Below are 15,313 nucleotides of genomic sequence, written 5' to 3' on the forward strand. Positions count from 1 at the left end.
GGCGTGATGGCCGTCCGGGTGTTCCTTGTTGACGATCACGGGTTGTTCCGGGCGGGGGTCCGCGCCGAGCTGGACTCGATCACCGACGACATCGAGGTGGTCGGCGAGGCCGGCACCGTCGGTGAGGCGGTGGCCGGCATCGGGCACCTCAAGCCGGACGTGGTGCTGCTGGACGTGCACATGCCCGACGGCGGTGGCGCCGAGGTGCTGCGCCGGGCGCGGCCGGAGAACCCGGAGGTCGTGTTCCTGGCGCTGTCGGTGTCCGACGCCGCCGAGGACGTGATCGCGGTGATCCGCGCCGGCGCCAGGGGCTACGTCACCAAGACGATCTCCAGCCACGAGCTGGTGCGGGCGGTCGTGCGGGTCTCCGAGGGCGACGCGGTGTTCTCACCGAGGCTGGCCGGGTTCGTGCTGGACGCGTTCGCCGACCGGCCGGGTGCGGCCCCCATCTCCGACCCGGAGCTCGACCTGCTGACCCCGCGCGAACGCGACGTGCTGCGCCTGCTGGCCAGGGGTTACGCGTACAAGGAGATCGCCGCGGAGCTGTTCATCTCGGTGAAGACCGTGGAGACGCACGTGTCGAGCGTGCTGCGCAAGACCCAGCTGTCCAACCGCTACGAGCTGTCCCGCTGGGCGTCGGACCGGCGGCTGGTCTGAGACGTCAGCCGGTGGATCAGCCGGTGGATCAGCCGCTGCCCCGGCCGGTGCGCACGAAGTTGTCGATCATCAGCTCGCCGTCCTGCTCGATCAGGGCGAACGAGTAGGCCTCGGTCGACTTGCCGCCCTTCTTGCGGTCGAACAACAGGGTGGCGGCGACCCGGTTGCCGTTCGCGTAGGGCTCGCGGACCTTCACCGACTTGACCGTGCCCCAGAAGTTCGCGTAGCCCTCGAAACCGTCGGAGATGCCCTGCGCCCGCTCGGTCAGGTGCTCCCACGCGGCCTCCGGGTCGTCGGGTAACAGCGCGTAGTAGTCCTTGACGGCCTCGATGTAGTCCTCGTCGGTCGGCTCGTCGCCCTCGTCCTCGTCGTCCTCGGTGGTGGTCTCCTCGTCCGAGGTGGCGGTGTCCGGCGACGGCTGGGGCTGGGGCTGCTCCTGGGTGGTCGTCGGGCCGGCGCCGCCGGCGCCGTTGGTGCCCTCGGAGGTGAACAGGCTGGCCACGAGGATCCCGACGAGCGCGGCGGCCACGATCGCCAGCAGCGTCAGCACCACCGAGCGGACCTTGTTCGGCTGGGCCGGCGGGCGCGGCGGGCGGGAACGGGGGAGCGGGCCGGAGGGCATCGGCTCGCGGTGCGCGATCGGGCCGGGTCCGCTCGGCGCCGGCTCGGCGAACGGGTGGACGTCCAGGCGGGTGGAGTCCTTGGGTGGCTGCGGCCACTGCTGCTGGGGTGGGGTGGCGACCGGCGGGGGCAACCGGTTCCCGGCGATCCGGTCGGTCGGCCCGAGCGCGGCGGCGCTGGGGGCGGCGGGCAGTCCGGGCACCGGCCGGCCCTCGGCGACCGCGGCGAGGCCGTCCCGCGCGGTGATCAGCGACGGCCGTTCCTCCGGGTCCACCCGCAGTAACTGCATCAGCAGCGCGGTCAGCGGCCCGGCCTGTCTCGGCGGGGTGATCTTGCCGGCGGCCACCGCGTACAGCAGGGCCAGCGTGTTCTCGCTCAGGCCGAACGGCGAGTGCCCCTCGACGGCCGTGTACAGCGTCGAGCCGAGGCTGAACACGTCGGCGGCCGGCGTCGGGTTCTCGCCCTTGGCCACCTCGGGCGCCAGGTAGGCGGGGGTGCCGGCGAGCATCCCGGTGGCGGTGACGGTGACGTCGCCGGTGGCCCGGGAGATGCCGAAGTCGGTGATCTTGACCGTGCCGTCCTCGGCGAGCAGCACGTTGGCCGGCTTGATGTCCCGGTGGACGATGCCGGCCGCGTGCGCCGCGACCAGCGCGGACGCGACCTGCGTCCCGATCCCGGCGGCCTCGGCCGGCGGCAGCGTCCCGCGTTCGGTGAGCACGGCGGCCAGGCTCTTGGACGCCAGGTACTCCATGATCAGCCACGGGTCGTCGTCGTGTTCGGCGACGTCGTAGACCGTGATGGCGTTGGGGTGAGCCAGCCGCGCGGCGATGCGGCCCTCACGCATACATCTTCGCCGCGACTCCTCGGCCTGTGCCTCCGACAGCCCCGGCTGCAGCAGCATCTGCTTGACCGCGACCGTGCGGTGCAGCCGCTCGTCGTGCGCCTGCCACACGATGCCCATCGCCCCGGAGCCCAGCTGCCGGCCCAGCCGGTAGCGCCCGGCTACGAGATCGCCCTCACCCGTCACCGACAACCCCCAGCACGCCCTCGACGACGTCCGCGCGGGTCACCGGACCACCCCCGCCGGGGGCTCGTCCGGAGGCGTCGTCGTGGTCGTCGTCGTGGTCGTCGGTTCCTCCGGCGGCGTGGTGGTGGTCGTCGTCGTGGTCGTCGTGGTGGTGGTCGTCGTGGTCGTGGTGGTCGGCTCCGGCTCCTCCTCGACCGGCTCCTCCTCGACCGGCGGCGGTGTCGTCGTGGTCGTGGTGGTGGTCGAGGTGGTGGTCGGCACGACCGACGTGGTGGTCGTCCCGCCCGGGGTGCTGGGCGGCGGCGTCTCGTCCCGGCCGGACAGCAGCACGGCGGCGGTCGCGACCAGGGCGACCAGCAGCACACCGGCGAACACCAGCGGCTTGCGTGACTTGGCCGTGGGCGGCGGCGCGGTCGGCCGTTGCCGGGGCACCGAGCGGGTGCGGTCACCGGCGCCGACCAGCTGGGTCGTGCCGCCGTACCCGTCGTCGTAGTTGTCCCGGTAGTCGTACTCGTCCCGGTCGCCGTAGCCGCTGTTGGGCATGACCATGCGGGTCGCCGAGTCGGTCGCCGGGAACGCCCTGGGCAGCGACGGGGTCTCTCCGGCGGCCACGGCCGAGAGCAGGTCCCTGGCCCGCGCGGTCGCCGGCCGCTGCTCCGGCTCGGCGGCCAGCAGCCAGTTCAGCACGCCGGTCATCGGGCCGGAGCGCTGCGGCGGGTTGATCCGCCCGGCGGCCACCGCGTGCAGCAGTTGCAGGGTGTTGTCGGTCAGGCCGAACGGCGGCTCGCCCTCGATCGCGGCGTAGAGCGTCGAGCCGAGGGAGAACACGTCCGAGGCGGGCGATGGCTCCTGGCCGACGGCCGACTCCGGCGCGAGGTAGGCGGGGGTGCCGGCGATCATGCCGGTCTTGGTGACCGTGACGTCGTCGGTGGCCCGGGAGATCCCGAAGTCGGTGATCTTCACCGTGCCGTCGTCGGCGATCAGGATGTTGCCCGGCTTGACGTCGCGGTGGACGATGCCGGCCGCGTGCGCGGCGGCCAGCGCGGCCGCCGACTGGGCGCCGATCCAGGCCACCTCACGCGGCGAGAGCGGGCCCCGCTCGGCCATCACCATGGCCAGGCTCTTGGACGGCAGGTACTCCATCACCAGGCACGGCACGCCGTCCTCGTCCACCACGTCGAACACCGCGATGGCGTTCGGGTGCTGGAGCTTGGCGGCGATCCGGCCCTCGCGCATGCACCGCGCGACCGCCTCGGCCGCCTCGTCGGGCGGGAGGCCGGGCTGGAGCAGGAGTCTCTTGACAGCGACCGTTCGGTTCAACCGCTCGTCGTGCGCCTGCCACACAACGCCCATCGCACCCGTACCGATGCGGTGGACGAGGCGGTAGCGCCCGGCTACCAGGCGACCCTCATCGGTCATCGCGACGAGTCCTCCCTGCCTGCAGGCGTTCGGTTGTCATGCCGGCTCCGAGAGTGCGGGAATACTGGACCGCAGGGCACAGAACACCTCCCGGGCTGGCGCGGGCGTTTCCAATGATCGCCAGTCCGAACGGCGGGTCCACGTACGCCGACCCGCACCAGGCTAGGCGTTCACTCTGTGCACACGAATGCGGACCACACCGTGCACGGTGTCTGTAAACGTTACTCGATCAGTTGCGCTGGGCCGACAGCAGTTGGGCGCCGGTGATCCACCTCGGCGAGTCGGCCACGGTGAGCAACTGTTCGACCCGCATGGCGCCGCCGTCGGCGAGCGCCAGCCGGACCACGGCGATGACGCCCTCCGCGTGCTCGCGCACCTCCAGGACGTCGATCCGGCGGACGGTCGACCAGGAGTCGAGGAACTCACCGAGGGTGCTGCTGAGCAGATCGGGGGCGAGCAGGTCGAAGGCGCTGTCCGGGTTGGCGGGCAGCAGCTCGTAGAACTTCCTGACCAGCGCGACGTCCGACATCGGGGCGGCCACCGGCGGCGCGACGGCACGGGGCGCCTCGGCGGTGACCGTCGCGGCCGGTGGCACCGGCGCGCTGGCGGTGGGGGACGGGGTGGTCGTCTCGACTGGCTCGGGGGCCGGCGTCGCGGCGGGGGCCGGCGGTCGGGCCGCGCCGGAGGTCGGCAGGCTGCGTTCGAGCTGGTCGGGCAGCATGGCCTGGTCGCCGGTGATGCGCAGGGCGGGGCGGTCGGCGGCGGTCTCGCCGGAGCGCTGGTGGCTGATGGCGGCGCCGGTGGCGATCGCGGCGCAGAGCACCAGGGTGGCGGCGCCGAGGCTGGTCAGCTTGGCGAGCTGGGCGCCGCGCGAGGGTGGCCGCCGGTGGGACCCCGGTTCGACGACCATCACCCGTTCGAGGGGTTCGGTCGGTTCGGCGGCCGCCGGTCGGGGACGGGTGGGCCTGGGGCGGGCGTGGTCGGGGGTCCGGGTGGGTGGCGCGGCGAGCGGTGCCGGCGCGCCGGGGCGGAGCGCCTGTCTGTTGATCAGTTCGGTGACGTGAACCGACCCGGCGCGGACATGCCGTCGCCCGGTCGTCAGACGATCCACTTTGTGACGGCCTCCGTGCGTAGCGTTAGGTCCCCAAGGGGTACTCCCGTGGGGCGGGGGAACGCTAGCTAATTGAAGTGGATCACCCGATCGGGCTGATCACTGACCGGGGATGTCACTCGTTCGGCCTATCAGTCAGTGACGATCTCGTCGCTGATCATCGGATCACCACCCCAGGTGAACGTCAAACGGTGTCGCTCGGTCGTGACCTGACCGTCGGCGTGGTGCAGCCGCAGCGTGCTGGTCGTCACCGCACGGCCCCGGTCGATGACGATGTCCACGACCTCGATCCGGTCCACGCCCGCGTAGCGCGCCTCGATGGCCTCCGGACCGCCCTTGGCCATGCTCCCGGTGCACAGCGCGTAGGCCGCCTCCGGGTCGCTGGTGACCAGCGCGAAGTACTGCTCGGTGCGGTCGCCCATGATCTGCGGCGCGGTCGGCGTCACCGGCTCGGGCCCGACCGTGGTCCGCCGGGGCGGGACCGCCGCGGCCATCACCGCCGCCGGCTCCCCTGCCTCCTCCGGTGCGTCGGTGCTGGTCGTGGTGGGGGTGTCGGTGGTGTCCCCGGCCGTGGCCGTGCGCCGGACGGTGGACTCGCGCGGTGCGGGCGCCTTGCCGGCCTCCGGGCGCGGCGAGGACACCGGGCTCCGCGAGGAACTGGGCGCCGGCGCGGCGGAGGTCTCCTCCGCCGGCAGCCGCTCGATCTCCAGCGGGCTGGTGGGATAGGCGGGCAGCGCGTCGATCGTCTGGCCGGGCCACTGCGGCCCGACCAGCCACACGGCCGACAGCGTCAGCCCGCAGACCACCGCCACCGACGTCCCGACGGCGAACCAGGCGGCCGTCCGCCAGGTCCTCGGCGGGGTCACCGACGCCGGCACGGTGCCGAGGTCGAACTTGCGCAGGCCGCTCGGCGGGGTCGTCAGCGGTCCGACCACTGGTTCGGCGTCGCGCGGGAACGGAACCAGCGCCAACGGAATCGTGTCCGCCGCGGGGTCGTCGTTCCTGGCGCTGCCCCGGGCGCGCCGGTGCCGCCGCGTCCGACGCGGCGCCGGGTCGGCGCACAGCGCGGCCACCACCGACGGCGGCGCGGGCGGCGGCAGGTCGAGCGGGTCATCGGCGAGCTCCGCCGGCCCGGTCGGCCACGGGTCGTCCACACCGGCGAGCTGGTCGCGCCACGGTCCGAGCAGCGGATCGTCCAGCACGTCGCCGTCCTCGCGCGTGACCGGCTGGTCCCGGTGCGCGGACGGGGGCAGTAAGGGGAGCGGGACGTCCCCCGGCCGGGCGTGGGTCGGCCCCTGGCTCGCCCCGTCCGGGCGAACGGCCGGTGTCCATGCCGCTGTCCCCGCCGGTGTCCCTGTGGCTGTCCATGCCGCGTCCACCGACCGACGCCGGTGCCTGCCATGACGTGACCCTGCGGGCCATCCCCCGCTACTCATGGCTGTTGAGACCTCGCTCCCGCCTGATCGTGATGTCAGGTGATGGCTTCGTCACCCGATCAGCTGGTGTCAACCACCTGGAAGTCCTCGGCCAGCAATCCGTTCGCCAGCCCGTGACGAGTGGCGATCCCCGACAGGTAGGTCCGGATCCCCACATCGAGTCCGTCGCCGTCACCGACCTGCGAGACGTGCGAGCGCAGCGCGGCGAGCTTGCGGTCGAACGTCGCGGTCACGTCGACCGCGTGGTTGCGCCGCTCCACCGGGCCGTCGACCAGCCACAACTCCCGCACGGTCCACGGCTCCAGGCCCTCGTCGGCCAGCAGCTCGGGGAAGACGTGCGGGTTGCGCGCGTCGGGATAGACAGCGGCGAACGTGGCCGTCCCGACCGCCCGGTGATCCGGATGGGTGGTCGCCACAAACGCCCAGTTGATCTCGGGAGACCAGGTCATCACCCGTTCCGGGCGCACCGTGCGGATCACCCGGGTGATGTCCCGACGCAACGCGAGCGACGGCTCGACGGCCCCGTCCGGGTACCGCAGGAACCGCACGTCCCGGACCCCGACCACCTCGGCCGCCGCCCGCTGCTCGGCCTCCCGGCGCGCCGCCAGCGCGGCGGCGTCCCGGCCGACCTCCCCGCCGGCCTCGCCCGAGGTGACCACGCAGTAGCTGACCTCGACCCCCGCGTCCGTCCACCCCGCCACCGTCGCGGCCGCGCCGAAGTCGACGTCATCCGGATGCGCGGTGACCACCAGCGCCGAGCGCGCTTCTATGGGCGTAACGGGGCTCACCCGCGTCAGAGTAAGCGGTCGCACACGGTTCGCCCGCCCGGGTGCGCGCGCGACCGTCGCCTCACTCGACCGGGTGAGGCGACGGTGTCAGGCGCTACTGACCCGAGCGGTAGCGGTCCTTCGTCGACTGGAGCGCCTTGGCCGCCACGCCGCCCGAACCCGCCGCGAGCACGATCGCCAGCACGTCCGCGAAGCCGGTACCGGCGGTCAGCGCCCACCCCAGCAGTGCCCCGGCCGTCGTGACACCCGCGACCGGCCAGCGCGACCGCACGTACTGGGCGATCGGCGTCCCGCCGGCCCGCTTGGTCGCGGCCGAGTTCAGCAGCGCGAGATAGCCGACGTGAGCCAGCGTGGCCACCACCGCGGCGATGGCGATGATGACGGCGATCAGGTTCAGCATGACTCCAGTGTGCCCGCCGCCGCGAGCTCCGGGATCGGTGACATCCCTGAGATTTCCTGGTGCTAACGGCCCAGCGGCCCGCGACCCAGGTTGAGCAGGGCCATCGCGAGCTTGCGGCCCTCCGCGCCGAGCTCGCGGTAGCGGGCGAGCACGTCCATCTCGCGGTTGTAGACGATCCTCGGCCCGCCGGCCGCCATCCGCGCCGCGCCGATCGTGCGCGACACCTCCACGCGCCGCTTCACCAGGCGCAGGATCTCGGCGTCGAGCCAGTCGATCTCCTCGCGGAGCTTGCCGATCTCGGTGTCGGCCGGCTGGTCGCTCGCCTGTTCACTCATTGCCGCGTTCTGGGGCATGTCCTCATCCTTGTCCGGTGTCATGGAGTTCGCCGCCCCAGCGCGATGAAGCCCCGGGGTCCGAGGACTCCGGGGCTTCGTTGTGGTCTGAGCGTGCTACGCCACGACGGGAGCCGGAGTCCGGTTCCCGTAAAAAAAGTTGACGTGGCTGGTTCGCACTCGATCGATTCTGCCCCAGCCGCCCGGACCTGTCCACCAGGTGTCCACAGTGTGGTCAGGCGGCGTGGTCGGGCGGCGTGGTCGGGTGGCGCGGTCGGGCCGTGCCGGGCTTGCCGCGCGTTCGCTGTCGGTGGGGGCCGGTAACGTTGGCGCACGATGGACACTCTGTTCGAATTGCCCTCACCGACCCCAGCGTCACCCCGGCCTCGCAAGGGGGTCGCCGACCTGCTCGCGGGCCTCAACGACCAGCAGCGACGCGCCGTCCAGCACGCCGGCACGCCGCTGCTCGTGGTGGCCGGCGCCGGCTCGGGCAAGACCAGGGTGCTCACCAGACGCATCGCCTACCTGCTGGCCGCGCGGGACGTGCACCCCGGCCAGATCATGGCGATCACGTTCACCAACAAGGCCGCCGCCGAGATGCGCGAGCGGGTGGTCGAGCTGGTCGGCCGCCGCGCCAACGCGATGTGGGTGTCCACGTTCCACTCGATGTGCGTGCGGGTGCTGCGCCGCGAGGCCACCACGCTGGGCATGAAGTCGAGCTTCTCGGTCTACGACGCCGACGACACCCGCCGGCTGATCACCCTGGTCTCCCGCGACCTGGACCTCGACCCGAAGCGCTACACCGCCCGTGGCCTCGCCGGACACATCTCGAACCTGAAGAACGAGCTGATCGTCCCCGAGGACGCCAAGGAGGCCGCGGCCAACGACTTCGAGCGCCGCGCCGCCGAGGTCTACGTCGAGTACCAGCGGCGACTCGAACAGGCCAACGCGTTCGACTTCGACGACCTGATCATGCGCACGGTCGAGCTGCTGCAACGCCACCCCGACGTCGCCGAGTACTACCGCCGTCGCTTCCGGCACGTGCTGGTCGACGAGTACCAGGACACCAACCACGCCCAGTACACGCTGGTCCGCGAGCTGGTCGGCACCGGGGACACCGGTGTCGAGCCGGGTGAGCTGTGCGTGGTCGGCGACGCCGACCAGTCGATCTACGCCTTCCGCGGCGCGACCATCCGCAACATCGTGGAGTTCGAGCGGGACTACCCGCAGGCCACCACGATCCTGCTGGAGCAGAACTACCGCTCGACCCAGACGATCCTGTCGGCGGCCAACGCGGTCATCTCCCGCAACCCCAACCGGCGCGACAAGCGCCTGTGGACGGCCCTGGGCGACGGCGAGAAGATCGTCGGCTACGTCGGCGACAACGACCACGACGAGGCCGCGTTCGTGGCCGGCGAGATCGACCGGCTGATGGACTCCGGTGGCTCGGACGACGAGGAGACCCCGCACTACGGCGACGTCGCGGTCTTCTACCGCACGAACAACCAGTCCCGGGTGTTCGAGGAGATCTTCGTCCGGCTCGGCCTGCCCTACCGGGTGGTCGGCGGCGTCCGGTTCTACGAGCGCCGCGAGGTCCGCGACGCCCTTGCCTACCTGCGGGTTCTCGCCAACCCGGAGGACGCGGTCAGCCTGCGGCGGATCATCAACGTGCCCAAGCGCGGCATCGGTGACCGCGCCGAGGCCTGCGTGTCGACCCACGCCGACAAGGAGCGGATCTCGTTCTGGGCCGCCCTGCGGGACGCGGTCGACGGCCGGGTCGCGCTGCTCAACCCGCGCTCCCGCAACGCGATCGCCGGGTTCGTGGAGCTGGTCGACGGTCTGCGGGAGATGGTCGAGGAGGGCTACGAGGTGGCCGAGGTGCTGGAGGCGGTGCTGGAGCGCACCGGCTACCGCGCCGAGCTGGAGGCCAGCGACGACCCGCAGGACGCCACCCGGGTGGAGAACCTGACCGAGCTGGTGACCGTGGCCAGGGAGTTCGCCCACGCCATGGACGGCGTGGAGGAGGTCGTCGAGGCCCCGGAGCAGGAGCCGCCGCCGGTCGAGGCCGGGTCGCTGGCCGCGTTCCTGGAGCGGGTGTCGCTGGTGGCCGACGCCGACCAGATCCCCGACGGCGACGAGGACGGCGAGTCGGCCGGCTCCGGGGTGGTCACGCTGATGACGTTGCACACCGCCAAGGGCCTGGAGTACCCGGTGGTGTTCTGCACCGGCTGGGAGGACGGCGTGTTCCCGCACATGCGGGCGCTGGGCGACCCGGTCGAGCTGGCCGAGGAGCGCCGGCTGGCCTACGTGGGGATCACCCGCGCGCAGCGGCGGCTGTACCTGTCGCGCGCGATCGTGCGTTCGGCGTGGGGTCAGCCGATGACCAACCCGCCGTCGCGGTTCCTCGACGAGATCCCGGCGGAGCTGATCGAGTGGCGGCGGGTGCAGCCGGAGCGTTCGGCCCCCAGTGCGCCGACGTGGGGCTCACGGCGCTCGGAGGCGGTCCGGGCCCGGGGTGGCGGTTCCCAGGGCGGGTTCGGCCCGGCACGGGGCTGGAAGGACATGCCAGCGCTGTCGCTGGCGGTCGGTGACCGGGTGAACCACGACAAGTACGGCCTGGGCACGGTGGTGGGCACCGACGGCGCCGGGCCACGGGCGACCGCCACGATCGACTTCGGCACCGCCGGCACGATTCGCCTCATGCTGATCGGCAGCGTTCCCCTGGTGAAACTCTAGAACTTCGCCCGTTCGACTGGCCCCCTTCGAACACCTGTGCGAAAATGATCTCGCACCGTTGATCAAGGGGGCCGTTGGATGTGGACGAGAGGCTGTACCGACTCCTCGCCGAGGGCGTCGGCCGTTACCTGGAGTCGGTCGACCGACTGGCTGGCGCGCGGCCGGAGGGCGCGCTCGGCGTCGAGACGCGCCGTCTGGTGGCCGCCTGGCGGGCGCTGCTCGAACTGCACCGTCAGGTCGACGGCCGCTGCGTCGCGGGGTGTCCGAGCCGCCGGCTGTGCGCGGCGTGGCGGGTCGCCGGTGCCTACTTCGTGCGGCGGGTCAGTAGTAGACGCCGTGCTCGTTGAGCCACGGCAGGGGGTTGAGCTTGAGGCCGTCGGCGTCCCACACCTCGAAGTGCAGGTGCGGGCCGGTGGAGTAGCCGCGGCTGCCCATGGTGGCGATCTGGTCGCCGGCCTGGACGGTCTCACCCTCGTTGACGGTGATGGTGTCCATGTGGCCGTAGACGGTGACCGTGCCGTCGGCGTGCTCGATGCGGACCCAGAGTCCGAAACCGCTGGCCGGGCCGGCCTCGATGACGACCCCGTCGGCCGCCGAGACCAGCGGCGTGCCCATGCGGTTGGCGATGTCCAGGCCGTAGTGGGTGGTGCCCCAGCGGGCGCCGTAGCCCGAGGTCAGCCGCCCTTCGGCGGGCCGGACGAACTTGGGCCGCTTCTTCTCCGCCTCGATGGCGGCCAGCCGGGCGGCGCGTGCCTGCACGATCTGGTCGGTGGCGGCGATCTTCTGCGCCTCGAGCGGCGCGGCGGTGGTCTTGGCGACGGTGAGCAGTTCGGGCGCGGCGGAGGAGATCGAGTTCGTCTTCCCGCCACCGACGCCGATGGCGGCCGAGGCGTCCGTCGTGCCAGCCAGCGGCGTCACCTCGGGCGACTCGCCCTGGTCGTTGCCACCGGTGAGCGTCTGTCCAGCGGTGGCGGCGGCGAACGCGCCGAGCGCGACCGCCGCGACGACCACGCGACCCCGGAGTGCCGACGAGGGAGGTGAGACGCGGTGGGTGCCGCGAACCCGGTTGGTCGGGACGCGGTCGGCCATGGCCTGATCGAGCGCCGCGCACTCCCTGGTATCGCCGGGGGAGCGATGTCGAGACAATTCCTGCCCTTCCGCCTTCGGGGAGCCCGGACGCGAACACCCAACTCGGCGGGGACCGAGCTGGCCGTGGACACCGGGCGGGGGATCCCGGCTGGTCGGCATTCGGGTACCGACCCTGTCCAATTCGTGACCGGACCGTGACAACGGACCGGGGGACAGTAACGAAGGGAAAGCGTCGAGGGCAACCGCTCCGGTCCAACTCGGCCAACCGGGTGGCCCCTGACAGACCGCCTATGCAGCGGGAATAACCCAAAGTTACCCACCCCCTCATCCCCCGGTGTGATCCACGTTACGAACTTTCCAAGCAACCCAAGCCTGGGTTACGTCTCCCCCAACACCACGAAACGGCCGCTGTTCACCGCTCCTCGACCCCGTTCCGGCCGCCCCCTCCGTCACGCACCGAAGATCCATGTCTCACTCCCGGAAGCAACCGCGCAGCCCCGCGACAGCGCCCGCCGCCACCGGGCCTGGCGGCCGTGACAGCCATGCGCAGAATGGGGTCCGCCCAGCCCGCCGCCGTCGCGGCGCCGACGTCGCGAACCGGTGCCGTTGATCACGGCCGGGCGGTGGTGGCGACAGGCCACGTCCAACAGAGGAAAGGTGGGCGCGGCCACGGCCTCGCGACTCACAACCGCCGATCACGGCAGGGGCAGCCGTTGCGGGTACGACCCCGGCCAGTTGTCGGCGCGGCTGGGGTCTGGCGAACCGCGACCGTTGGTCACGGCAAGGCAGGCGTCTGTCGGAGCGACGGTGGCCTGGTGTGCTGGGACCGTTGATCGCGGCAGGGCGGCCGGTTTGTCGGAGCGGCCATGACCTGGCGTGCTGGGACCGTTGAGGGCTTTGGGGTTGTCGGCGGCACGGTGGGGCAGGGCGCCAGCCCTGCCCCTGAGCCCTGCGTCAGGGCGGCGGAGGCTCACGGGTCAAGAGGCCCACAGGTGAACACGAACCCAGACCCCACCCCAGTTCAGGGCCTCTTGAGGCGTGAGTGGCCGCCCGGACAATCCGCCGGCGACCCCAACCCCACCCCGCGCAACACCCACCACCCCCACCCCGCAAACACCCCAACCGAACCCACAAACCTCCAGACCCGAGAAATCACCGACAACAACCCAGCACCGAAGCACCCACAACCCGAAGCACCCACGGCCCTGTCACGCCGAAGCGCCCGCAACCCCGGCCACGAAGCACCACCGACCATCAAGCGCCGAAGATGCCCCATCGGAACACCCCACGGCCCGGCAAAAGAAACAGCCAAACCCGGCGTGGCCACAGGCGCCCAGCCCGATGCCGCCGGAGTGTGACCTGGTCGTGACCTCGTCGCAGCCTCGAAGTGGTTGCCCGTGATCGGGCGGCGCGCTGCGCGGCCTGGCAACTTGCTAGCGTCTCCGCGATGACTTCGCGGAGACGATCACCGCACGGCCAGCCCGAGGGACCGCGGCACGTGCCGGTCGGTGCCCGTCCGGGGCCTGTTCGTCTCGGCTGGGCCGACGCGCCGGTTCGGCTTCGCGGTGCCCTGGGTGCCTCGGTCGTCGGGGCCGGTTTGCTCGGTGCCGGGGCGGTCGTGGGGTTGGCGCCCAGCGAGTTGGCTCCCGGGTACGGGGCGACCCCCCTGCTGGTGCTGCTCGCGGTGGCGGCGCCGGTGCTGGCCGGCGCGCTGGTGCTGGCCGGGCGCGCGTTGACCGGGGCGGCGGTGCTGGTCGGGGCCGCGTTGCTCGCACCGGGCCGGGCGGTCGCCGACCTGCTGCTGCTCCAGGACCCGCTGGCGGCCTCGCGGCCCGAGTTCTTCGTGCCGACCAGCCTCGCCGAGTTCGACACCCGCGGTGGGATCTGGCTGCTGGTCGCCGGGCACCTGGCCACGGTCGTGGCGGGGGTGCTCGCGGCCGGCCGGGCGGGGGCCGCGAGGAGCTCCGCCTACGGCATCGAGGTCGACGCCGACGCGGCCGTCTCCGTCGCGGCGCGGCGGCGGGCGTTGGGGTGGGCGCTGGCGCTGGGCACCGTGTCGGTCGTCGGGTTGTTCATGCCGCCGTTCCACTCGGCCAACGCGTTCATGCTCGGCAACGACCTCATCGGCTCGCCGGCCCTCAACCGCGTCGGGCTGCTGCTCGTCGCGGCGGCGGTGCTCGGCGGCTGTGTCTTCGCCGCCTCCGCCACCCGCCCGACGACCGCTGTCGGGGTCGTCGCCGGGGTGGCCGTTGCCGCCGGGGCGGTCACCGTGCCGTCGATCGTCGCCGGCCTGGTCGTCGACCACCTGCGGCCCGCGCCGGGGCCCTACCTGGCGCTGCTGCCGTTGCTGCTGCTCGCCGTGGTGATCCCCCGAATCGGTGAGAACCACGAACGCGCCGAGGCCGACGTGACACTCGAGTCGGCCCGGGTGCACCTCGTGACCGGTGTCCTCGGGGTCCTCGCCGGGATCGCCGCGCTGATCGGCGCGTTCGCCCCGCAGCTCGTCGTCGAGGGCATGACTGCCCCGGTGACCTACGCCAACCGCCAGTTGATCCCGGCCGGCGCGCTGGTCGGGGCGCTGGGAGCCGCGCTGCTGTACCACCGGTGGGCGGCGGCCGTGCGGCCCGCGTTCGTGGTGTCACTGTCGGCGATCATGCTGGTCGCGGCCGCGACCCTGGACGCCGCGTTCACCGGATCGAGCACCCTCGACACGATCAGTGTCGGACCCGGGGTGTGGTTCACGTGCCTGGCCGTCGCGCTCGCCGCCGTCGCGGCCCTCAGCGCCGCCATCGCCGGCGGAGCCGAACGTGACGACGTCGATCTCACCGAGAGCGCCGTGCACCTGCCGGTGCTCGCGCCGGTCGCGGCGGGGATGCTGTTCAGCATCGGGGCGTTCGGCTTCCCGATGATCACCGCGCCGGGGTTGGTCGCACCGGGGATCTGGAGCGGGTTCCGGCTGGCGTCGTGGGGACTGGTCCTGGCGCTGGTCGTGGTGATCGGGGCCGGGGTGCTGGCGGTCAGGTCACGGCCGGCCCGGGCCGCGGCGCTGCTGCTGGGGGCGGCGGGAGTCGTCGGGGTGCATGCGCTGGAGTTCCCGTTGACGAGTGCGCGGGTGGTGGACGCCGGGGTGGGGTCGGGAACCTGGCTGTCGTTGGCTTGTTGTCTGGCTTTGCTGGTGGGGGCGGGGATCGCGTCGGCTGGGCCTGGGCCCACTTCTCGCTGATTCGTTCCGCGGGCGGAGGGTCGGCTGTCGTGGTGCTGGCGGTGATGGACCTCACCGGGTGCCGTGCCCCTGGCTCCGGTGCTGGTCGATAGGGTCTGCAGTCGTGCTGAACCGGGTCGTCGAGCCGTAGAGCAGGAGAGCGTCGTAGTGGATCTGTACGAGTACCAGGCGAAGGACCTCTTTGGGGCCCACGGGGTTCCGGTGCTGCCGGGCTCCGTCGCCGACACGCCGGACCAAGCCCGCACGATCGCCGAGGAACTCGGTCAGACCGTGGTGGTCAAGGCCCAGGTCAAGACCGGTGGCCGTGGCAAGGCGGGGGGCGTGAAGCTCGCCGACGACCCGGCCGACGCGCAGGTCAAGGCCGAGGGCATCCTCGGGCTGGACATCAAGGGGCACATCGTCCGTCGGGTGTTGGTGACCCCGGCGTCGGATATTGCCGAGGAGTACTACTTCTCGTTCCTTCTGGATCGTACG

General features: G+C 72.3%; 13 protein-coding genes. 5 read left to right on the forward strand and 8 right to left on the reverse strand.

Annotated elements, in window-relative coordinates; genetic code table 11:
- The first annotated feature begins 6 nt into the window (after nucleotides 1-6).
- The gene (locus tag BLA60_RS38465; RefSeq protein ID WP_075138021.1) at nucleotides 7-657 is read left to right on the forward strand and encodes a response regulator; all 651 of its coding nucleotides are present in this window, start codon (nucleotides 7-9) and stop codon (nucleotides 655-657) included.
- Nucleotides 658-685: 28 nt separating this feature from the next.
- Here the strand turns inward: BLA60_RS38465 and BLA60_RS38470 are convergent, their stop codons facing one another.
- From BLA60_RS38470 to BLA60_RS38500, 7 genes are all read right to left on the reverse strand, one after another.
- Complete coding sequence (locus tag BLA60_RS38470; RefSeq protein ID WP_075138022.1) at nucleotides 686-2,305, reverse strand: serine/threonine-protein kinase; 1,620 nt, start codon at nucleotides 2,303-2,305, stop codon at nucleotides 686-688.
- Between the two features lie 39 nt (nucleotides 2,306-2,344).
- A complete protein-coding gene (locus tag BLA60_RS38475) occupies nucleotides 2,345-3,724 on the reverse strand; it encodes a serine/threonine-protein kinase (RefSeq protein WP_075138023.1) in 1,380 nt (459 codons plus the stop codon).
- Nucleotides 3,725-3,953: 229 nt separating this feature from the next.
- Entirely contained in the window at nucleotides 3,954-4,835 is an 882-nt protein-coding gene (locus BLA60_RS38480; RefSeq protein WP_075138024.1) for a hypothetical protein, read from the reverse strand.
- 131 nt (nucleotides 4,836-4,966) lie between these two features.
- Nucleotides 4,967-6,037, reverse strand: coding sequence for a hypothetical protein (locus BLA60_RS38485; RefSeq protein WP_075138025.1), 1,071 nt, complete (start codon nucleotides 6,035-6,037; stop codon nucleotides 4,967-4,969).
- 293 nt (nucleotides 6,038-6,330) lie between these two features.
- Complete coding sequence (locus tag BLA60_RS38490; protein ID WP_075138026.1) at nucleotides 6,331-7,059, reverse strand: PIG-L deacetylase family protein; 729 nt, start codon at nucleotides 7,057-7,059, stop codon at nucleotides 6,331-6,333.
- Nucleotides 7,060-7,153: 94 nt separating this feature from the next.
- A complete protein-coding gene (locus tag BLA60_RS38495) occupies nucleotides 7,154-7,459 on the reverse strand; it encodes a hypothetical protein (protein WP_075138027.1) in 306 nt (101 codons plus the stop codon).
- Between the two features lie 62 nt (nucleotides 7,460-7,521).
- On the reverse strand, nucleotides 7,522-7,836 hold the full coding sequence (locus BLA60_RS38500; protein ID WP_075138028.1) for a chorismate mutase: 315 nt from the start codon (nucleotides 7,834-7,836) through the stop codon (nucleotides 7,522-7,524).
- A 291-nt stretch (nucleotides 7,837-8,127) separates the two neighbouring features.
- Here BLA60_RS38500 and pcrA point away from each other — a divergent pair, with 291 nt between their 5' ends.
- Complete coding sequence (pcrA, locus tag BLA60_RS38505) at nucleotides 8,128-10,527, forward strand: DNA helicase PcrA (protein ID WP_075138029.1); 2,400 nt, start codon at nucleotides 8,128-8,130, stop codon at nucleotides 10,525-10,527.
- An 80-nt stretch (nucleotides 10,528-10,607) separates the two neighbouring features.
- On the forward strand, nucleotides 10,608-10,874 hold the full coding sequence (locus tag BLA60_RS38510) for a hypothetical protein (RefSeq protein WP_075138030.1): 267 nt from the start codon (nucleotides 10,608-10,610) through the stop codon (nucleotides 10,872-10,874).
- Here the strand turns inward: BLA60_RS38510 and BLA60_RS38515 are convergent.
- On the reverse strand, nucleotides 10,849-11,616 hold the full coding sequence (locus BLA60_RS38515; protein WP_084736006.1) for a M23 family metallopeptidase: 768 nt from the start codon (nucleotides 11,614-11,616) through the stop codon (nucleotides 10,849-10,851). The two genes, BLA60_RS38510 and BLA60_RS38515, sit on opposite strands and share 26 nt — an antisense overlap.
- A 1,498-nt stretch (nucleotides 11,617-13,114) precedes the next feature.
- Here BLA60_RS38515 and BLA60_RS38520 point away from each other — a divergent pair.
- Both BLA60_RS38520 and BLA60_RS38525 read left to right on the forward strand, forming a co-directional pair.
- Complete coding sequence (locus BLA60_RS38520; RefSeq protein ID WP_075138031.1) at nucleotides 13,115-14,839, forward strand: hypothetical protein; 1,725 nt, start codon at nucleotides 13,115-13,117, stop codon at nucleotides 14,837-14,839.
- Between the two features lie 147 nt (nucleotides 14,840-14,986).
- Nucleotides 14,987-15,313 (forward strand): ATP-grasp domain-containing protein (locus tag BLA60_RS38525; protein WP_211288996.1); only part of this gene is annotated, 327 nt, incomplete at its 3' end.

It is taken from the genome of Actinophytocola xinjiangensis, assembly GCF_001921215.1.
Taxonomy (GTDB): Bacteria; Actinomycetota; Actinomycetes; order Mycobacteriales; family Pseudonocardiaceae; genus Actinophytocola; species Actinophytocola xinjiangensis.

What these genes read in the sequence shown, in the direction of transcription:
- BLA60_RS38495 (WP_075138027.1), bottom strand. Translation starts at nt 7,459, where the DNA reads ATGCTGAACCTGATCGCCGTCATCATCGCCATCGCCGCGGTGGTGGCC.
- BLA60_RS38465 (WP_075138021.1), top strand. Translation starts at nt 7, where the DNA reads ATGGCCGTCCGGGTGTTCCTTGTTGACGATCACGGGTTGTTCCGGGCG.
- BLA60_RS38515 (WP_084736006.1), bottom strand. Translation starts at nt 11,616, where the DNA reads ATGGCCGACCGCGTCCCGACCAACCGGGTTCGCGGCACCCACCGCGTC.
- pcrA (WP_075138029.1), top strand. Translation starts at nt 8,128, where the DNA reads ATGGACACTCTGTTCGAATTGCCCTCACCGACCCCAGCGTCACCCCGG.
- BLA60_RS38500 (WP_075138028.1), bottom strand. Translation starts at nt 7,836, where the DNA reads ATGACACCGGACAAGGATGAGGACATGCCCCAGAACGCGGCAATGAGT.
- BLA60_RS38475 (WP_075138023.1), bottom strand. Translation starts at nt 3,724, where the DNA reads ATGACCGATGAGGGTCGCCTGGTAGCCGGGCGCTACCGCCTCGTCCAC.